19 protein-coding genes are annotated in these 21530 nt (G+C 44.6%); all 19 read left to right on the forward strand.

Going from position 1 to position 21530, the window contains the following annotated elements; translation table 11 throughout:
* Positions 1–219: 219 nt before the first annotated feature.
* Positions 220–978, forward strand: coding sequence for a precorrin-4 C(11)-methyltransferase (gene cobM / locus KRP56_02470; protein ID UAL08131.1), 759 nt, complete (start codon positions 220–222; stop codon positions 976–978).
* Positions 979–1743, forward strand: coding sequence for a precorrin-3B C(17)-methyltransferase (gene cobJ, locus KRP56_02475; protein ID UAL08132.1), 765 nt, complete (start codon positions 979–981; stop codon positions 1741–1743).
* Positions 1744–2451 (forward strand): precorrin-2 C(20)-methyltransferase, encoded by a 708-nt coding sequence (gene cobI, locus KRP56_02480; GenBank protein ID UAL08133.1) that lies wholly within the window; start codon positions 1744–1746, stop codon positions 2449–2451.
* Between the two features lie 9 nt (positions 2452–2460).
* Positions 2461–3096, forward strand: coding sequence for a bifunctional precorrin-2 dehydrogenase/sirohydrochlorin ferrochelatase (locus tag KRP56_02485; GenBank protein UAL08134.1), 636 nt, complete (start codon positions 2461–2463; stop codon positions 3094–3096).
* Positions 3093–4343, forward strand: a complete 1251-nt coding sequence (gene hemA, locus KRP56_02490) for a glutamyl-tRNA reductase (GenBank protein ID UAL08135.1) — start codon at positions 3093–3095, stop codon at positions 4341–4343. The genes KRP56_02485 and hemA overlap by 4 nt, the downstream gene beginning before the upstream one ends.
* Before the next feature lies 1 nt (position 4344).
* Positions 4345–5328: a porphobilinogen synthase gene (hemB, locus tag KRP56_02495; GenBank protein UAL08136.1), complete on the forward strand. Its 984-nt coding sequence runs from the start codon at positions 4345–4347 to the stop codon at positions 5326–5328.
* Positions 5321–6598, forward strand: coding sequence for a glutamate-1-semialdehyde 2,1-aminomutase (locus tag KRP56_02500; GenBank protein UAL08137.1), 1278 nt, complete (start codon positions 5321–5323; stop codon positions 6596–6598). Before hemB ends, KRP56_02500 begins: the two co-directional genes overlap by 8 nt.
* Positions 6595–7476, forward strand: coding sequence for a hydroxymethylbilane synthase (gene hemC / locus KRP56_02505; GenBank protein ID UAL08138.1), 882 nt, complete (start codon positions 6595–6597; stop codon positions 7474–7476). The genes KRP56_02500 and hemC overlap by 4 nt, the downstream gene beginning before the upstream one ends.
* Positions 7473–8216 carry a uroporphyrinogen-III C-methyltransferase gene (gene cobA, locus KRP56_02510; protein ID UAL08139.1) on the forward strand — a complete coding sequence of 248 codons (744 nt, stop codon included), beginning with the start codon at positions 7473–7475 and terminating at the stop codon, positions 8214–8216. Before hemC ends, cobA begins: the two co-directional genes overlap by 4 nt.
* The gene (locus tag KRP56_02515) at positions 8213–8992 is read left to right on the forward strand and encodes a uroporphyrinogen-III synthase (GenBank protein ID UAL08140.1); all 780 of its coding nucleotides are present in this window, start codon (positions 8213–8215) and stop codon (positions 8990–8992) included. Before cobA ends, KRP56_02515 begins: the two co-directional genes overlap by 4 nt.
* A gap of 303 nt (positions 8993–9295) precedes the next feature.
* Positions 9296–9577 carry a hypothetical protein gene (locus tag KRP56_02520; protein UAL08141.1) on the forward strand — a complete coding sequence of 94 codons (282 nt, stop codon included), beginning with the start codon at positions 9296–9298 and terminating at the stop codon, positions 9575–9577.
* A 4-nt stretch (positions 9578–9581) separates the two neighbouring features.
* The gene (locus KRP56_02525; protein UAL08142.1) at positions 9582–9920 is read left to right on the forward strand and encodes a hypothetical protein; all 339 of its coding nucleotides are present in this window, start codon (positions 9582–9584) and stop codon (positions 9918–9920) included.
* Positions 9921–10147: 227 nt separating this feature from the next.
* Positions 10148–10825, forward strand: coding sequence for an energy-coupling factor ABC transporter permease (locus KRP56_02530; protein ID UAL08143.1), 678 nt, complete (start codon positions 10148–10150; stop codon positions 10823–10825).
* Positions 10825–11172, forward strand: coding sequence for an energy-coupling factor ABC transporter substrate-binding protein (locus KRP56_02535; protein UAL08144.1), 348 nt, complete (start codon positions 10825–10827; stop codon positions 11170–11172). Before KRP56_02530 ends, KRP56_02535 begins: the two co-directional genes overlap by 1 nt.
* Positions 11173–11461: 289 nt before the next feature.
* Positions 11462–13282: an energy-coupling factor ABC transporter permease gene (locus tag KRP56_02540; protein ID UAL08145.1), complete on the forward strand. Its 1821-nt coding sequence runs from the start codon at positions 11462–11464 to the stop codon at positions 13280–13282.
* A 2-nt stretch (positions 13283–13284) separates the two neighbouring features.
* Complete coding sequence (locus KRP56_02545) at positions 13285–14433, forward strand: energy-coupling factor ABC transporter ATP-binding protein (GenBank protein UAL08146.1); 1149 nt, start codon at positions 13285–13287, stop codon at positions 14431–14433.
* A 2-nt stretch (positions 14434–14435) separates the two neighbouring features.
* Positions 14436–15590, forward strand: a complete 1155-nt coding sequence (locus KRP56_02550; GenBank protein UAL08147.1) for an energy-coupling factor ABC transporter ATP-binding protein — start codon at positions 14436–14438, stop codon at positions 15588–15590.
* A gap of 72 nt (positions 15591–15662) precedes the next feature.
* Positions 15663–17033 (forward strand): ATP-binding protein, encoded by a 1371-nt coding sequence (locus tag KRP56_02555; GenBank protein UAL08148.1) that lies wholly within the window; start codon positions 15663–15665, stop codon positions 17031–17033.
* A 289-nt stretch (positions 17034–17322) separates the two neighbouring features.
* A complete protein-coding gene (locus KRP56_02560; protein UAL08149.1) occupies positions 17323–21453 on the forward strand; it encodes a leucine-rich repeat protein in 4131 nt (1376 codons plus the stop codon).
* Positions 21454–21530 lie beyond the last annotated feature (77 nt).

Raw genomic sequence — 21530 nt, forward strand, 5'->3', positions numbered from 1 at the left:
ATTGTTATACAAACTGTCAATTAGATACTTTACATGCATCCAATAGGAACACGTTTAAATTGAGTAATTGTAATAAAAAACTTGATTTGTTATCAAAAAATGCTGAATATAATGGAAAATAAGCTAAATTTAACGTTGGTCGTATGTACCAACTTATATAGGTCTCAATTGATACCATTTGTGGTAGTAAATTGACGCATAAGTCAATGTGGTGGTAACATGATTTCATTCATAGGTGCAGGGCCGGGCGATCCGGAGCTATTGACGTTGAAAGGAAAAAAGCTCATCGACGATGCGGATGTCATCGTGTATGCAGGGTCTTTGGTGAATCCTGCGGTACTTTCTGATGCTAAGCCGATGGCAAAGATCTACAATAGCGCAACGATGGATCTCAACGAGGTCATCGAAGTAATGAGCGTTGCAGAGAAGGCTGGCAAGAAAGTGGTACGTGTTCATACGGGAGACCCCGCGATCTATGGAGCGATCAGGGAACAGATGGATAGGTTGGACTTGCTCGGTATCGGATACGAGGTAGTGCCCGGTGTCAGTTCTGTCTTTGCCTGCGCGGCCGCATTGAAAAAAGAGTTCACCCTACCCAAGGTCAGTCAAACGGTCATACTAACTAGAATGGAGGGGCGCACTCCCATGCCCCCGAAGGAGAACCTCAGAGATCTGGCAAGCCATCATGCAACAATGGCGATATTTCTCTCAATAGGTTTTCTCGATGAGATGACGAAACAACTCATCGAAGGGGGATATTCTCCCGATACACCTGTTGCTGTGATATACAAGGCCTCATGGCCCGATCAGAAGATCATAATTGGAAAGATCAGCGATATAGAACAGAAGGTAAAAGATGCAAAGATCACAAAGACAGCGCTCACTCTTGTTGGAGATTTCCTTGGCGATGAGTATGAACTTTCCAAATTATACGATCCCGCATTCACGACAGAATTCCGCAAGGGAAAGGTGAATTGAATGACCAGGGGAAGGCTTTCTGTCGTTGGTTTTGGTCCTGGCGCATTGGAGAATATGACGATCAGGGCTGAGAGGACGATAAGATATGCCGATGCGGTGATAGGCTATACCGCATACATCGACATGATCAAAGGTTTCTTCCCTGCAGACAAGGAGTACATCTCCACTGGAATGATGAAAGAGGTCGAACGCTGCAAGAGGGCCGTTGAGGAGGCCATGAAGGGAAGGAATATCGCCATGGTAAGCAGCGGTGATTCTGGGATTTACGGCATGGCAGGCATAATCTATGAGGTTGCCGAGGAGATGAAGGCGGATATCGAGATAGATGTAGTGCCAGGCATGACGGCCGCATCGACAGCAGCATCGGTATTAGGTGCTCCATTGATGCACGATACTGCGTTCATAAGCTTGTCCGATCTGATGACGCCCATGGACCTCATAATGAAAAGAGTGGATTGTGCTGGACAGGGTGATTTCGTCATTGCGATTTACAATCCTAGGAGCAAGAAGAGGACAGATCACCTTGACAGAGCAGCAGACATACTCATGAGATATCGTTCCCCAGATACCCCTGTAGGAATAGTCAGGAATGCAGGAAGAGAGGGAGAGGAGAAACAGATAACGACCCTCGAAAAAGTGAAGGATGCTGACGTGGATATGTTCTCTATCGTCATCATCGGCAATTCAAATACATTCGTCTCCAACGGCAGGATGATCACGCCTCGCGGTTACAGGGAAAAAGGGCGTATGGATAAGGTGTTGTGAATGTCTGGAAAGCTTTACGGCATAGGTGTGGGACCCGGAGACCCAGAGCTGCTTACGCTCAAGGCAAAGAGGATAATAGAGAAATGCGAAGTACTCGCGATACCCACCAAAGGTGAAGGGGAGAAAAGCACCGCTTTCGATATCATAAAACCTGTGACCGACCTCAAAGATAAGAAGATAATCGAGGTCGTATTCGAAATGAGCAAGAATGCCTCGGATTATTGGAAATGTGGACAGATCGCAGGAGATGTAATAATCAAAGAGCTGGAACAAGGACATGATGTCTCCATAATCACTTTGGGAGATGTATCGATATACAGCACATACATGTATCTGGAACATTACGTTCGTGGAAAAGGATTCGATACAGAGATAGTTCCAGGGATACCATCCTTCTGCAGCGGTGCGGCCCTAGCTGGAATACCGCTGACACTCGGGAACGAGGGGCTCGCCATAGTTCCTTCTGCCAAGGACAATCCGCTTGTGGGCGAGGCATTGGACAGATTCGATAACATCGTGATAATGAAGGCAGGCAAGAGCATAGAGAAGATTGCCAACATGATGAAGGGAAGGAACGTTCCTCTGGAATGTGCCACGATAATACATAATGTTGGAATGGAGGATCAGTATGTAGGTCCTATCGATCTCAATAGAGAGTATGGTTATTTTACTACGGTCATAATAAAAAAGGGAAATATGAGAGCCTGAGGCGAAAAAATGGACAATTCTAACAAGATGGCACCAATATTCATATCCTCCGGAGACAGGAAGATCGTGATCTTTGGCGGAGGCAAGGTGGCTCTGAGGAAATGCAGGCACTTCGATGGGTTCAAGATAAAAGTAGTTGCAGAGGACGTCCTTCCTGAATTCAAGGAGATCGCTGAAGAGATCCTGATCTCAAAGATAGACGAGGATTCCATATCTCAGAACATCTCGGATGCGTTCATGGCTGTTGCAGCTACAAATGACAAAAGACTTAATGGAAAGATAAGGGACATAGCGATAGCATGTGGCGTATTGGTGAATTCCGCACACGGCGGGGGAGATGTGCTGATACCATCCGTCCTTGAAAAGAGGAATTATACAGTGACAGTATCGACAGGAGGAAAGGTCCCGGCATTCCCCCCTTACGTGGTTGAGAGATTGGACCCATTCTTGGATGAGAGTTACGACCTCATGATGGACCTCATGATGGACCTGAGACCGATTGTGATGGACAGTATTTCCAGTCAACAGGATCGTGCCGATTATCTAGCCCGTGTGCTCAGGGATGAGGATGTCTGGAAATGTCTTCGTGGACACGATCTCAAAGGTGCGATGGAGACAGCGAAAAGGATAGGCGATCTGCAATGATAGTGAGTCTACACGTGACCCACACATCTGCAGGTAACGTCTCAGGTCTGAATGAGATAATTCCTGCACTCGAGAAGAATATCAATGAGTGCATAGGTGCAATGGATTTTGTTCAAGAGTATGTCGTTGTGAGGACATGTAATCGTTTCGAGGTCTACACATCCACTTTTGATAATGAGATGGCCAAGAAGGCTTTCAGGAGCATAACACGCCGGAGCATACCATATTCTCAGGATGAGCAATTGTCATTCATCTTGGAAGGCAACAAGAGCGTTGCTCATCTTTTTAGAGTGGTATGTGGGTTGGACTCACTCATAGTCGGTGAGGACCAGATACAGCACCAGGTGAAGGAATCCTATCTCAAGGCAAGGGAGGACGGTCATGCAAATATAATGCTGGCTTATCTGTTCGATCATGCATTGATAGTAGGAAAGAGGGTCAGATCGGAGACTGCTTTGAATAAAGGTGCTGTCTCGGTCGGTTCCGCTGCGGTGGAACTTGCAGAGCAGAAGATTGGGTCGCTTTGCAACAAGACAGTGACAGTATTGGGTGCTGGTGATATGGCATCCGTCATTGCTAAGAATCTCGTAGGAAAAGGTCCGAAGGCGGTATTCGTTTCTAACCGTACATTGGAACATGCAAAGGAATTGGCAGGACAGTTGAATGGAACGGCCATCACTTTCGATCATAAAGTAGAGGCCATAACGGACAGCGATCTGGTCCTTGTAGCTACGTCTGCGCCTCATGTGGTGATAAGGAAGGCCGATATCGAGGTGGCCATGAGGGACCGTATGGACCGCAAGCTCCTTATGATAGACGTTTCGGTACCGAGGAACATCGCCCAGGATGTGGTAGAGGTCGAGAATGTTGAGGTAGAGACCATGGACTCTCTACAATCGATAGCAATGGAGAACGTTGCCCGCAGGACAGCTGAGATCTCAGAAGCTGAGCACATCATAAACGAAGAGCTTTCTAAGATGGACAGGGAGCGCAAGGAGAAAGCGGCCAATGCAATAATCCGCGAATTGAGTATAAAATTCGCAAGTATAAAGGACGAGGAGGTTGCCCAGGCAAAATCCAGAGCTCTTGCCAATCCAGATATAAATTCGATCCTGGAAGATCTTTCCAGAGCATTGGTAAGTAGTATAACCTCGGAATTGTTTATCAATCTTAGACAGGCATCAAGAAACGGAGATTTCGAGGCCTGCAATACAGCTAAGACACTTTTCGGTTTGGAGGACGATTGAAATGTTATATCCGCAAGTACGTTTGAGAAGGCTTAGACAGAGCCAGAGAATTAGAGACCTTGTAACTGAAACGAGACTAGATCCAGCCGAATTCGTTTATCCTTTATTCTTCGATGCGAACATCAAGGCTGTGAAGATGACGGGTTCGATGCCTGGGGTCAAGACCTATCCTCTTTCAGGATACAAAGAGATAGCTAGTGAGGTCCAATCTGCGGGTGTTAATTCCGTATTGGTCTTCGGCATACCAAAGAAAAAGGACAGCGTAGGTTCGGATGCCTATTCTGATTCTGGTGTTGTGCAGGAAGCCATTAGGGGGCTAAGGTCGTGTTCAGATCTTTTGATCATCGCAGATCTCTGCATGTGCGAATACACCGATCATGGCCATTGCGGTTTACTCGACGAATGTGGACATGTCGAGAACGATACCACTATTGAGATATATGGTAAGATAGCCGTTTCCCAGGCAAAGGCAGGTGCGGACATCATAGCTCCAAGCGGCATGATGGACGGACAGATAGCCGCGATAAGGTCAGCTTTGGACGAGGCTGAATTTGAGAATGTGCCCATAATGGCATACAGTGCCAAATTCTACAGCGCATATTACGGTCCCTTCAGAGATGTGGCCTGCTCTGCACCCGGAAAGGGGAACAGGGCAGGATATCAGATGCCTTGCGGTAACAGGAAGGAAGCGATGCGTGAGATCGATCTGGACGTTGCCGAAGGGGCAGACATCATAATGGTAAAACCTGCAGGCCCCTATCTAGATATAATCAGAGAGGCTGCCGATACGTTCGATCTTCCTATTGCGGCATACCAGGTGTCTGGCGAGTATGCAATGATCAAAGCAGCTGCGAACAACGGATGGATCGATGAAAGCAGGGTTATGATGGAATCATTGCTTGCTATCAAAAGAGCAGGTGCCGACATCATAATAACGTATTTTGCGTTGGATGCGGCCAAGAAATTGAGGGATCGTAATGAATGATCTCAGATCGCAACAGATGTATGCGGAATCCAGTAAACTCACTCCGGGAGGGGTATCGAGTCCTGTACGTGCATTCGCACCAAATCCTCTGTTCATGAAGAGTGGAAAAGGATGCATGATAACTGATGTGGACGGTAACGAATACATCGATCTTTGCATGGCATACGGCCCTTTGATCACCGGTCATGCATGTAAGCGTGTGATGGATGCAGCTTCGGGGCAGATAGCCAAAGGCACGATATACGGTGCCCCTTCCGAGCCTGAACTGAACATCATAAAAAGACTCTGTCAGATAGTGCCATCTTTTGAGATGGTGCGTCTGGCCGCTTCTGGTACGGAATCCACCATGCATGCCATACGTTTGGCCAGGGGGTTCACTGGAAAGAACGGCGTGGTCAAAATGAATGGTGGTTTCCACGGAGCGCACGATGCGGTTCTCGTAGCTGCCGGTTCTGGTTCTGCACAGAGCGTTCCCGGTTCCAAAGGTGTGCCGTTAGATGTTGTCAAGAACACGTACATCGTAGAATACAACGATCCGCGGATGTTGAGTGATCTTCTTGAAAAGAACAAGGATATCGCATGTGTGATAATGGAACCAGTGTTGGGCAATGTAGGAGTTGTCCCTCCGCATATGAATTATCTTCGTGAGGTTAGAAAGATCACAATGGAACATGGCGTGATACTTATTTTTGATGAGGTCATCACTGGTTGCAGACTTTCGGAAGGTGGTGCGCAGAAGCTTTACGGCGTGATTCCAGACCTTACCACCATGGGTAAGATCATAGGTGGAGGTTTCTCGGCCGGTGCATTTGGAGGAAAGAGGGAGATAATGGAGAATGTAGCTCCTGCCGGAAAGGTATATGCAGCAGGTACTTTGGCCGGTAATCCGGTCAGTGCCGCGGCAGGCCTTGCACAGATAGATTATATGCGTAGCAACCAGAGATATCTTACGTTAAATCAGAACACCGACAGATTAGTTACTGCTCTGAGGGATTCGATGGAGGACCGTAAGGTCTCAGGCTGCATACAGTCCGTAGGGTCGATGTTCTCTGTTTATTTCGGGCCTAGCAGCGTTTCCAATGGGAAGGAGGCACAGAATGCAGATAGGGAAAAATTCACAAGATTGTTCGCATACATGCTCAAGCGGGGTGTCTATCTTCCCCCATCCGCACTCGAAGTGGAGTTCATGTCTGTAGCCCACGATGAAAAGTCGATCAACAGGATAATCGAGGCATTTGACGGCTTCCTGAAAGAGGAGGCACGTCAATGAGGATCGGGTCCAGAGAGAGTAAGCTCGCAATGAGGCAGACGGACATGTTCGTCAATGCCATGAGGGATGCAGGTTGCGAGGAGGATTTCAGTATCGTCGGCATAAAGGCACTGGGGGACATAGATCTCACATCTCCTTTGGATAAGCTCAATAACATCGGTGCATTTGTCAGGGAATTGGATGAGGCGATAATGAACAAGGAGATAGACATCTCTGTGAATTCTTTGAAGGACATACCTATCGATGTAAATCATAAATTGATCATTGGCGCCATAATGAGAAGGAATGCCGTCGAGGACGTGATCCTTCCATGTCGTTTAGAAGACCTTAGGGAAGGAGCAGTGGTAGGTACTGCATCAGTGAGAAGAATGGCCCTTTTGAGGTCTATAAGGCCGGATATAAAGACGGTCTCTCTTCGTGGAAACATACATACGCGGTTATCAAAATTGGATTCCGGAGAATGCGACGCGATAATACTTGCGAAGGCCGGTCTGGAGCGCATGGGTATCGATAGGCCGATGTTCACAATGGACCCAACGTACTTCGTGCCCGCACCCGCTCAGGGAGCCATAGCAATTGAATGCAGGACCGACGATACGGAGATCAGAAACAAACTCATGCTTATCGATGATAAGGTCACCAGAGAATGTGTGACGATAGAACGTTCCATTATGAGGGCGTTGGGAGCAGGATGTTCGTCGCCGGTCGGCATCAATGTAAGGAAATTGATCAAAGGATTCAATGTAAGGGCGGTATCGTTCGCATTCACGGAAGAACCTGTGAGGCTTGATGTTGTGATACCTCATGAGTATAACGACACTCAGATCCTGGCGATAGCTGATCATTTAAAAGGAATTAATAAGGAGCTGGTACTTTGACAGGAGCGGTATATCTAGTGGGGGCAGGTCCCGGAGACCCAGGCCTTATGACGATCAGAGGAATGGAACTTGTAAGGCAAGCGGATGCGGTCGTTTATGATGCATTGGCCAATCAGGATATCCTGAAAGAATGCAAAAAAGGTGTAGAGCTGATCGATGCAGGTAAACGCGGAGGGAATCACACACTCACGCAGGCTCAGACCAATTCCAAACTTGTGGAGTTGGCATCCCAAGGCAAGATAGTTGTCCGTTTGAAGGGCGGGGACCCGTTCATGTTCGGCAGAGGGGCGGAGGAAGCGGAGGAACTGAAGAATGCTGGATTGGAGGTACACGTAGTGCCAGGAATATCATCTACGATATCTGTTCCGGAATTGGTTGGCATACCGGTCACTCACAGGGACCACACTCCATTGGTGACATTCCTAACTGGACACGAGAAGGACGATCGTGGCAAGGACAGGATCGATTGGAGAGGTCTTGTCAATGGTCATGGCACATTGGTCATACTAATGGGAATAGGCAATGCAGGATACATTTCATCAGAACTTATTGCAGGTGGCATGGATCCAGATATTCCAGCTGCGATCATCACTAATGGTTCTACTCCGAAACAGAGAGTAGAGATGACCGTCGTATCGAAATTAAAGGAAACTATTGATAGTAAAGGCCTAGAGGCTCCTGGCATAATGGTCATAGGTAGTGTTGCCAAGCTCCATGATGTACTCGGTGACCTCAGATGACGACCGTGGCTTTTACCAGGCCGGCCGATAGAATAGCCGATTCGGTAAAGGCAGCGGAAGATATGGGTCTAGTGGCGATCGCTGCGCCGTCATTGGAGGTCATGGATGGACATCAGGATGATTATGATGACGCTGAGAGGTTGCTTTCCAGCAGAAAGGTGGATTATGCGATCTTCGGATCCGGGACAGCTGTGGATAAATGCGTGGAAAGATTCGGCAGAGATGGATTTATAAAATTGTTCACTGGGTCTGTCATTGTGGCGATAGGTCCGAATACTGCAGCAGTACTGCGTAAGTCGGGTGGAATTGAGCCAAAGATCATGCCTGTCAACGATCACAGTTCTTATGGACTGGTGAATTCTCTAGGAAAGGATGTGAATGGTAAGACCGTGATGCTGGTACGTTCCGACAGCGGTTCGGATGTTCTTCTTGATGGTCTGAAGGATAACGGTGCTAACGTAGTGGAATTTGCTGCGTACAGGTTAAAAGAAGTTGGAATGACAAATGATCTGATGCGCATAATGGACGGTCTCGAGGACGGTTCTATCGATGTGATGGCATTTACAAGTCCGATGTCTGCTGAATCATTCATTGGATTGCTGGATCAGAGATACGGTCATAGTAAGGCCGCAATGATGATGGATAAGGTAAAGGTGGCTGCGATAGGAAAACCCACATCCCTTAGATTGCAATCATTAGGTCGCGTTCCTGATATCGTTCCGGAGAAAACTACTTTCTTGGATATGCTTCAGGCGATAAAGGATCATCAGAAGTAATGGTCTAAATTAATTTTATTTGTACGATGGATGATTTATAAGATTGTTATGGTCAAACATAACAATATCAATTTTCTGGTTTATAGTATTTAAATTTATTTTTATTGTTATGTTCTATTACATTAATCTAACATCACATACAGATTTGAATTCTAATTAAAAAGAATTTTTTATTGTTATTTTTGTAATTGCATCTTTAATTTTGAGTATTTTTAACCTTAGTAGCAAATAATATATAATTAGTATTACTTCATGCGAATAACATTGTAAAATGTAATACGAGGAATTCAAATGTGGTTTCTTATGACAATGATAGCCGCTGTGTGTACCACTGCGGTTTATCTGATTTGGCCTAAGGCTAAGGAATACAGAGTGGATCTCCTTGTACTGATGCTTTGGGGACTGACAGTATGTCTGTTCATCGATCATTCGATAGGATATATCCTCGACGGAGGACATGAACTGGATGAGTACTTCGATGTCAGCATAGATGCGGTGATAATCGGCTTCTTGATGCTGATCCCAATATATTCAGTATGGGAATTGTATATTTTGATCAAAAAGACAAAAGAGGAGTATGCGTGATAATATGGCATGTTTTTTAGTAATGGCAGCGACTGCAACGGTAACTACGGTATTCAGAAAGAAGATACCTGAGAAATGGCACATCAACTGGTTCAACATAATGGCATGGGGTGCATGTCTGGCATTGCTGGTCGAGCACATAATTCATAATGAAATCGTTCCTTGGCCGCCGTTCTTCACGGCGATGTCCAGCTCTGGAGATTTCCATCAGATGTTGGTGGAGATGTTGCAGATCGGGGTCCCGATGCTCATTAGCGTGACATTGATCTGGCTTGCGGCGGTTCTTATCTACAATAAGATAACAACCCCGAGCAGTGAGAAGATCGAAGCACCTGTAGCTTGATCAATTTATTAAAAGAACAGAAAGGTCTATTCGAAGGTCTTTCTGTTCAATTTATTTTATTATTTTGCTTTAGAATAATATCAATTCATTATTTGTATGCATATTTTATGTCTATATGGATATTGGATTAATATACCAATAAATATTATTGATTGCATTTCAAAATGAGAATATGGTAGTGGCTCTACCGTGGTTCAGTCTAATAGATTATTCAATAAGGTGAAATAATGCATATAATGGAAGGATATCTGCCGTGGGAATGGTGTTTGGTATGGTTTATCATCGCAATACCGTTCTTGTTCTTCGGCGCAAAGAAAATAATAAAGATCGTAAGGGAGCATCCCGAGCAGAAGATGACCGTAGCTCTTTCAGGAGCGTTCATATTTTTATTGTCATCTCTTAAATTGCCGTCCGTGACCGGGTCCAGTTCTCATCCGACTGGAACAGGTCTTTCAACCGTTCTTTACGGTGTCGCGTGCACATCGTTTCTATCGATCATAGTTCTGATATTTCAGGCACTCTTATTAGCTCATGGCGGCCTCACAACACTTGGAGCGAATGTCGTTTCAATGGGTATCTTCGGTCCGGCATGTGGTTTCGGAGTCTGGTATGTTTTAAGGAAAAAGGCGCACGTCAGTATTCCAGTAGCTATGTTCTGCACAGCGGCCATTGCAGATTTCATGACCTATGTAGCAACTTCATTCCAGCTTACACTCGCATACCATGATGTAGGGTTTGCAACTGCATTCACTGAGTTCCTTACGACATTTGCGATCACCCAGATCCCATTGTCCATAGTGGAGGGAATAATATTCGCAATGTTTGCAATGTATCTCATGAACAATAAGCCTGAGATATTCGGGGAATCGGTCGGAGAAGAGAAGGTCAATTCGGAGGTATGTTGATGGAAAAGAAAAATCATAAATATGTTTACATCGCGGGATTTGGGATAATCGCACTGTTGGTGTTATGCACGTTGGCGATCGGTGCTAACAATGGTTCCGAATTCGGCGGATCGGACGATCAAGGTGGCAGTGTCATCGAGGAAGTAAGCGATAGTTTCGATGGGCCTTGGTGGAATGGCATCTATGGTGATTATGAGATCCCCGGAGAGACCGAGAGCATGTTGTTTGCTCTGCAGGCAGCCATTGGAGCGATAATTATCGGATTTTTCATCGGATATGTTTATCGTGGAAAGCGTGACGAGAAGATCAATTTGAAATCTGAGAAGGAAGACAAAGTAAAAGAGTGACCTTCTTTTGAAACCATTTCCAATTCTTTATTTATGTATTATTGATGTAAATATTGATTATTAATTTTATTACATTTTATCAATGCGGATTTTATTTATTGGGATAATATTTGACATAATAGTGTGCAATGATCTGTATGTTAATATTTTTGAAAGATTCATATGTTAAATTTATGCTTAAATAACAATTGGACAAATATACCAATAAATACATTGGCGTTATACTCCAATAAGATCCGATATAGCATTGCCTGATCTTTAGAATGTTGCTGTTCAGAGAGGAAACAAAATGCACATAATGGAAGGATATCTACCGTGGGAATGGTGCGTCGTATGGTACGCGATAGCTCTGCCTGTATTGATCTACGGAGCATGGAAGATAGTAAAGATCGTCCGTGAACATCCTGACCAGAAGATGATAGTGGCTCTTTCCGGAGCATTCATCTTTCTTCTATCTTCTTTGAAATTGCCATCTGTGACAGGTTCCAGTTCTCATCCTACGGGAACTGGTCTTTCCACTGTACTTTACGGTGTTGCCTGCACTTCATTCCTATCTGTTATCGTTCTGTTGTTTCAGGCCCTTCTTCTGGCACATGGCGGCCTCACTACGCTTGGTGCAAATGTCGTGTCGATGGGCATAATCGGTCCCTTCGTGGGATTTGCAGTATGGCGTCTTCTCAGAGGTCCGGTCGGAATGAAAATAGCCACTGCGATGTTCTTCACCGCTGTGGTTGCCGACATGGTGACATACATATTCACATCATTCGAATTGGCACTCGCTTATCCTGGAACGGATTTTTTCAATTCTTTCATCGAATATCTCAGCGTCTTTGCGGTGACACAGATACCGCTTGCAATAATCGAGGGAATAATATTCTCAATGTTCGCCGTATATCTGGCAAATAACAGGCCAGAGGTATTCGGCGATATCACCGAGAAGGATCTTATTACTAAAGATAAACGTAAAAAGGTATCTTCCAGAAGGATATATTTTGCAGGATTTGCGGTTATTGCATCCATTGTGGTGGTCGCACTTGTATATGGTTTGATGACCGGTGCGGATTTCGGAGGTACAGATGATGCAGGCGGGAGTATAATCGATGCTTCTGGAACATTCGACGGCCCATGGTGGAACGGCCTCTTTGGAGATTTTGAATTATCGGATATTCAGGAGAAGTTGTTATTCCTTCTTCAGGGCATTATTGGACTTGCCGTTATAGTGTATTTCTTGAATCATGTTAGAGTTTCAAGGAGGAGGGCGCAGGGACTTCCGACAGGTAAGCGCGGAGGCGTCTCGGAGCAGGTCCAAATGGACACTCTCGCATATAGTTCCAGAATGGTGGGATGGTCTCCTTTGGGTAAGATGTTCCTCATTCTTTCACTGATCGTGGTGGGATTATTGACGAACAGCATTATCGTGCCTGTTTGCACTTTGATCATAGGTCTGATCCTCATGGCCTATTCTACAAATTTCAAGATCCCATCGTTGATAGCTCTGGCAATCGGTGAAGCGATCCTTATCATGATCATCGGATGCGGCATGATATCGATAATGGGAAAGACATCAGACCCAGCCCTATGGGATACGAATATACTTTGGTTCCATATCCACATGACAGAGGCCAGTTTCAATCAGGCTTGGTTGGTATTTTTAAGGGCTATTGCAGGTGTGACCTTGATGTTGTCATTTGCGACCTCTACCCCGATACCTCATCTGGCACAGGCATTGCGTCAGATAAGGATACCAAAGGAGATCACGGAGATCATGGTCCTCATATACAGGTATTCTTTCCTTCTTCTCGAAAGGATGCAGACAATGAGGTCTGCGGCCGATTGTCGTCTGGGATTCGCGGGATTCATAAGGTCCTTCAAGACCACCGCGGGTATAGCGATCGGCGTGTTCTCATCATCTATGGAGATCGGAGATAAGGCACAGTGCGCATTGGATTGCAGGAATTATTCCGGTACATTCCCTGTATTCAGGGTCCCACGCAAGATATCTGTTCCATGGGTGATATTCTCGCTCATACTGGCTGTTGTATTGTTAGTGTTCGGATTGTATTCGGTCGGTTGGATCAATATGTCCGATGTATTCTTCGGTAAGGTGTGATCATGGTTTCGGAATTCATCTTCGAGACCAAGGGATTGGTGCATGCATACAACAACAGCAAGAAGGATTCCATAAAGGACATCAGCATAAAGATAAGAAAGGGAAAGAAAACGATCCTTCTGGGTGCAAACGGAACAGGAAAGTCCACTTTGTTCTATCATTTCAACGGCGTCTTCAAACCAAAGGAAGGTTCGGTTTATTACAACGGTGAACCGCTAAGTTATGAGAAGGAGGACCTCAAGAAACTTCGTTCAGAGGTTGCGGTGGTGCTACAGAATCCCGACGATCAGATATTTTCTGCCACGGTGGAAGAGGACGTCGCATTCGGTCTTCTGAATATGGATATGCCTCACGATGAGGTGGATAAGCGCATAGATGAGGTACTTTTCATCGTTGGGTTATCGGATTGCAGGATGAAACCAACTCAGCAGTTATCTTATGGACAGAGGAAGAGGATAGCGTTCGCGGGCGCATTGGCCACAAGACCGAAGGTACTGATACTCGATGAACCGACGGCAGGGTTAGACCCGCAGATGGCACAGGAGATCATGGAGATCGCAGATCAATTGCATCATCTGGGCACAGACGTGATAATCTCCACCCATGATGTAGACCTGGCCTATGCTTGGGCTGACGAGATACACGTCCTTCGCAATGGTACTTTGGTATATTCTGGCGATTCTGAGGGATTCTATTCTGATCCGGTCCAGGTATCAATGTCAGGATTGATGCCACCGTCAATGTTCGCCATAAATGTGAACATTGCTGCCGTGGATGGAAGACATTCAGATCCTTACCCGCGTACAAGGGCACAACTTCTTAGCAAGATGTCCTCAAAAGATGTCAAAACGGGTACGGTATTCACAATGTCCGTGGTGGATTTCATTGATCAAGAAATGGTCGACAAGATATTGCAGAAGGCAGGGGATAATGCTGCGGTAGGAATATTCGGTACGGACGCAAGGAAGTTGGCATTCGAGGCCGGATTGAGACTGGATTATGTTTTCAACGGAGTGGAGAATTGCATAATAGAAGCTCTTCTTGGGAGCAATGCAGTGATAATACACGACAGTTCTGTCAAGGATATGATCATACAAAAGATATCCGATATCAGAAAATTCGGTGTCAATATTTGCACGGATGGTGACTGAGTTTGGAAGAATACATCCTTGAAACAAAGAAACTTTCCTTCTTTTACAAGGGGCGGGAAAAAGCAGCTCTTGAAAATATCGATATCAAGATAAAACGTGGTGTGAAGACCGTGCTTCTCGGAGCGAACGGAGCTGGAAAATCAACACTGTTCTATCATTTCAACGGCGTATATGAGCCATCCACAGGTCTCGTATATTATGACGGTAAACCTATGAGTTACAGGAGAAAGGCCTTGAGGAAACTTCGTTCTGAGGTGGCCGTCGTTCTGCAGAATCCCGATGACCAGATATTCTGTTCAACGGTCGAGGAGGATATTGCGTTCGGTCCTAAGAACATGGGGTTATCTGAAGAGGAGATAGGAGATCGTGTAGATGAGGCACTTTTTCAAACGGGTATGACCATGTTGAGAAAACAGGGAACACTCAGGTTGTCTTATGGACAGAGGAAAAGGCTCATACTGGCGGGGGCGATAGCCATGAGGCCGAAGCTGCTCATACTTGATGAACCGACTGCTGGATTGGATCCACAGATGGCCCATGAGATCATGGAATTGGCAGATCAGTTGCATCATATGGGCACGACAGTCGTCATATCTACGCACGATGTGGATCTGGCCTATGCTTGGGCCGATGAGATCAATGTTCTGCGCATGAGTAAACTCATATATTCTGGTAATTCTGAAGAATTCTATGCAGATCCAAAACTTGTGCATATGGCAGGTTTGATGCCGCCATCCATGTACAGCATAAACAAGAATTATGCCATTATGGTCTCTGGTAAGGACATGCCCTATCCAAGGACCCTGCCCGAACTTGTCAGTAAGGTGTCGAAAGAAAAGAAGGTGCCGGGGAAGCTAGTTATAATTTCGGTCAAGGATTCATTGACAGAAGAGGATATGGGGCATGCCAAGGATCTCGCAGGTGATGTACGCATCGGTGTATACGGTACGGCAGCCAGAAAGGCAGTTTTCAGAGGAAAGTTGTTCTCAGATTACGTATTCAACGGTATCGATAATTGTCTCATCGAGAATGTCAAGGGCAACAATTCCATACTATGTTGTGAGGATCGGATGGTAGGGATCGTTCTTGATAGATTGAAGCGGCTCGATGAATTCGGATGTTCTGTAGAATCCGAGATAATCGATCTCGGGAATTGATCCTTTTTCAGTTTTCTTTATCTACTGTCAATACGTTTTACATATGTCTAATTGGTTTTAGACGGGTGTCGTATGAGTTTCATTGGAAGAAGATCGGAACAGAGATTGCTTGAGGATGAATATTCACGTCAAGGCAGCAGCTTTGTCGTCGTTTCAGGTGTACGCAGGGTCGGTAAGACCGCGTTGGTTCGCAGATTCATAGAAGGAAAGGATTCGTTCTATTACCTTGCGAGAGAAGAGACACTGTCATCTAATCTCCGCCGTTTTCTGAATGAGATTTCTGAGAGAACAAAAAAAGAAGATCAAAGCAAAGATTGGAAAACTGCATTTTCGGAATTGGTTCCGCGTCCAAAATCTAAACTGGTCATAGTTATCGATGATTTTCATCTTCTTGCTTCCGCAGACGGAAGTATCCTGCCTATCATAAAAGAGGCATGGAATAAGAAAATGGGCGGAAACAATGTTATGTTCATACTCTGCGGTACAGAGACCGGATTGATGAATGAGCAGGCCCTTAAAGATTATTCAGAGATCTATTCATGTTGCACTGTGAACATTCAGCTTAAGCCGTTGAGCTTCTTTGAGATATCGAATGCGTTCGGCGACCTATCTTTCAAGGAAGCAGTAGAATTGTATACGGTCACAGGTGGAATACCAAAGTACGTTGAGATCCTAGAGGACGGAGAATTGAGAAAGAGTCTGGTAAAAAATGTTCTGGGAAGGAACGGGCCTCTTCACGATGAACCCGAATTCATCCTTAGATCCGAGGTTAGGGAGCTTTCTTATTACATGTCCATAATGGAATCCATTGCATCAGGCAATCGTTTGATAGGCGATATAGCGAAATCCATCAATGTACAATCGAAGATACTCAGTCCTTATCTAGGGGTCCTTGAGGAAATAGGCATGATAGAAAGGGAATTACCCTTTGCTGAGAAAGATAAGAAACGTAGCAGGATGGGGCAGTATCGCATAAAGGATGGTTTCATAGAGTTCTGGTTCAGATTTGTGTATCCCTTCAAGGATTCATTGGACGCAGGCGATGATACGTTGGCAAAAGAGGAATTGAAAGATCATTTCTCTGAGAGTTTCGTATCTGCAAGATACGATGATGTGTGTATTGAGATCTTTGGTAATATAAGCGAGAAGATCGGAATGAAGGGTGTAAATGCGAGCCGTTATTGGAACAGTAAGAGCACCATAGGTCTTGTTGCTGCAGATGATAAGAATAAGGTCATTTTTGCCGCAGATTGCTATTATTCCAAGGAAGAGGTTCAGTTGTCTGCACTGAGTGATCTTGTAAAGAAATGTTCAGAGAGTAAGGACATGGTTGGATACAAGGTCATCAACGGTCTCTTTTCAAGGTCTGGATTTAGTGATGAACTTGTAAAAGAGGCACGTGGTAGCGGAACCGTACTCATAAACAAGATGAAGGTCGTATAAATCTAATAACAATTAGATACACGGACACAATGGAAACATTGTGTCCTCAACCACTATTTTATGAATATAAATGTATAAAGACATCCAATTGTACGTAATTCATTTTTTGAAATTGTAAGAATCATTCTTTTGTTTGTGTTGGCTCTATTTATCGTGTTTTGTAATTGTTGAAGAGAATCGATCGAGTGGATGGGTATTAAATACGTTACAATGGTGTGTCTTTGTTAATAAATCTCGTCATATCAGGCCATTCCCGATATTGAACAAAGATATACTCAGAGGCATTCATATGGTCAATCCAAAAAAAGGCACGGTAGTTAGATCTTCATCCTTTACATCAGGCAGAAAAAAAGCAATGGTGTTTCTTGTTGCACTAATTTCTTGTGCTGTTTTTGCCAATGTTTTGATCGATGATAGTGATGTTTCGTCAGCAGATGATTCTGCAGGAAGCATATTCGATGTTGATGGTGTGGAATATAAGGTGATAAGTGATTCGAATGTAGAAATAGTGGACATTTCTGATGATTTGTCAGCTCTTACAATAAATTCTACAGTTACGAATACGACATGGGAATGGTATCATTGGGTAAGTAAAACTTACAACATAACAAGTGCTGCGGACGATGCTTTTGTTTACGGGGAGAGTCTCACTTCAATTACTGTTTCAGGAAATACCAACTTCTCTTCTGCTGATGGGATCCTGTACAATTCTAGCGGAAGTGAATTATTATGTTATCCAATGGCAAAGGCCGGGACATCATACAGTATTCCTACTACGGTCAGTGGCATTGGGCCATATGCGTTCTGTGGATGCGATAATCTGGAGACCGTGACTATTGGGTCAAATGTGAATTCGATGGGAGATTATGCATTCTATAACTGCGAGAATATCGAGACCGTGACCATCGGTTCTGGTCTGACTACGATAGGTAACTATGCATTCTACGACTGTAATGATATGGGTACATTGATCGTGGATTCGAACATCACCACCATAGGCAGCTATGCATTCTACGAATGTGAGGATCTCTACACAGCCAAAATAGGCTCTGACGTGGTCTTAGAAACGGGAATGGTCAAAATAAGTCCAAGCGTAACGATGATCGGTAGTTATTCTTTCAGTGAATGCGACAAGATCCAAAATCTGCAAATCGGTGTGCCGATCGGTACCAGCGCAATAACGATCGGTGACAATGCCTTCTACGATTGTGACGATCTGACGAATGTTGTCATGGGATGCAGTGTCCAGATCATAGGGGACGATTCATTCCACAATTGTGTCAGTTTGAAGGCTGTCGTTATCCCCACCAGTGTTTCAAAGATCGGCAGTCACGCATTCATATCCACATCGTTGAAGGCGGTAGCGATACCGTCCACCACCAATGTGAGTTCTTCGGCTTTTGATCTTACACTTCTAGGCGGTCCCTGGGAGATATACTACGGTGGAGACCATATAATGGCTGCCGTATTGAGTTGCGGTTCCACTTATGATCTGGGTAGTGACAATCACTATACTTTGACAGTCGTTCCTGAGACAGGATATGGCATCAACAGCTACGTCTATACAGGTGATTCCTCGGACATCAGCAGAGTTGGAGATACCAACGTTTGGAATATCTCCTCAGGTTCGATGAGTGCAGGCGGGCACAAGGTCACGTTCACTACAGGAGTATTGAGTTACAACATAACCACGAGCGTTCAGAACGGTACCATCTCTCCAAGTGTGACCTTGAATTATGGAGGTAGTGCCACGATCGCATATTCCTCATCAATAGGTTACCATTTAGTTTCTGTTATTGTCGATGGGGTCCTGGTGACGGGGCACGATTCTTCTTACACATTTAACAATGTGACAGCAAACCATACTATCTCTGTTGTTTATTCTGTTGATACCTATGTAGTGACCTTGGACAAGGATGCCCATGTCTCCAATATATCATATTCATTGAATGATGGGGCCTTACAGAATTATACCGTGCCATTAAGTTTGAAATATGGTGATAAACTGAGCATAGTTGCCACGACAGATCCAGGATATCATTTCGTGCAATGGGCGACAGGTGTTACGGCCAATCCGTTAGTGATCGCTAGTGTAAACGCAAACATCAATTATGTCGCGACATCGTCAATAGACACGTTTACTGTTACCTTGAATAAAGATGCCAATATCTCCAGCATCGTGTATACTTTGAACGGTGGTACGACGCAAACCTATGTTTCACCAATTAGTGTCAGCCATGGTGACAATCTCAATTTGTACGCAACATCTGGTACAGGATATCATTTCGTGCAATGGGCGACAGGTGTTACGGATAATCCACTGACGATCCATGATGTCACAGCTAATATCACATATACCGCGACATCTTCGATTGATACCTTCACTGTAACTCTCAACAAAGATGCTCACGTATCTTCAATGGCCTATACTTTGAACGGCTCTTCACATAATTACACTGTGCCTTTCACCGTTAATTACGGTGACGTTCTGATCCTTACAGCTTCATTGGATACCGGGTATTTCTTTGTCCAATGGGCGACAGGTGTTACGGCCAATCCATTGACGATCAGCTCTGTTAACTCCAATATCAATTATACGGCAACCTCATCAAAGGAGGTTTTGACTGTTACGTTGAATAAGGACGATCATATTTCTGGCATCACTTATACAGTGAATGGTGGAGCATCACAGACGTATACTGCACAATTCACTGTTAATTACGGTGATGATCTCAAGATCACCGCCTCAGTTGATCCAGGATATAATTTCATACAATGGGCACCAGGTGTAACTTCCAATCCACTGACGATAACAGACGTTACTTCCAATATTAGCTACACTGCGATATCGCATGTAGAAAATTTGACCATCACAGTAAGCAAGGATGCTCACGTCTCCAGTATAACATATACAGTGAATGGCGGAGCATCACAGACCTATATTGCGCCTTTCACTGTGGATTACGGTGACAATGTTCTGATAACAGCTAATATGGAGACTGGGTATTATTTCCTTGCATGGTCCGGTACTATTGTCAGTACGACCAATCCGTTGCCGATAAATGTGGTAACGGACGTGAACATAAGTGCAACATCTTCGATGCATGTATTCACTATCTCATTGGATAAGGATGCCCACGTTTCCAGTATAACGTATAAGGTAAATGGTGGAGCCTCACAGACATACACTGCACCCTTCAATGTGAGTTACGGTACCAGTCTTCAAATAACAGCCAATATGAATGCAGGATATCATTTCACTTCTTGGTCTGGTACTATTGTCAGCACGGTCAATCCGTTGACGATCTCCAGTGTTGATAGTAATGTAAATATAACGGCATCATCGTCAATAGATGTCTTCACAGTTACATTAAGCAAAGACGCTCACATTTCCAATATTACTTATACTTTGAATGGCGGAACATCAAAGAATTACACTGTACCGTTCACTGTGAATTACGGTGACAATCTGACAATCAAGGCAGTCGCAGATTCTGGTTATTATTTTGTCCAGTGGGCGTCTGGGGTTACAGACAATCCATTGACAATCACAGATATTACTTCCAACATAAGCTATACTGCGACATCATCAATGGATGCTTTCACGGTCACATTAAGCAAGGATTCTAACATCTCCGGTATAACTTATACTTTGAATGGCGGAGTGCCACAGAACTATACTGTACCGTTCGCTGTGGATTACGGTGATGATCTGACGGTTACCGCGATAATGAATTTTGGCTACAATTTCAATACTTGGTCAGGTACAATTACAAGTACGGATAATCCCCTATCAATAGATCTGGTATCGAATGTAAGTCTGATAGCATCTGCCAGTCCAGATACAAGTACAGTAACATTCGTGGGTAATTATTCAGAGTCCACGTATTCTGTGAGCATAACAGAGACATATGGAACTGCATATGTTTTGCCAGAGGACGATCCGACGAGAGACGGATATAATTTTGCAGGGTGGTATACTTCGTCTACCGGAGGCACCCAGGTCACCAGTCAGACAGTTGTGTACACTACGGGGGATAAAACCCTGTACGCACATTGGACAGCGCATTCTGGCGGTAATGTGGACATAGGTAAGATAATACCCTGGCTCATAGCATTGTTTGCGATATTGGTGATTGCTGCATACCTCATAAACAGATATCTAATTGGAAAGAGAAAGTACAAAGTGATGTTCGATGCGAACGGAGGTACTGGAAAGATGAAGGACCAGTCCTTTATGTTCGATTCGTCTCAGGGCATATCCAACAATGCTTTCACAAGACCGGGATACGCATTCATGGGGTGGTCAACAACGCCTACTGGGTCTGTTATATACAGTAATGGACAGAGTGTTGAGAATCTCATTCCTGTCGGTGAGAAGAGTATAACGCTGTATGCAGTGTGGGAACCAGGCAACTGATTCTCAACTCAAACATTTTTTAAAAAACTATTTTCTTTTATTACACAATTTATATTTTTTTGAGTGATCGAATCTAA

The sequence above is a fragment of the Candidatus Methanogranum gryphiswaldense genome (genome assembly GCA_019262145.1).
Lineage (GTDB): Archaea > Thermoplasmatota > Thermoplasmata > Methanomassiliicoccales > Methanomethylophilaceae > Methanogranum > Methanogranum gryphiswaldense.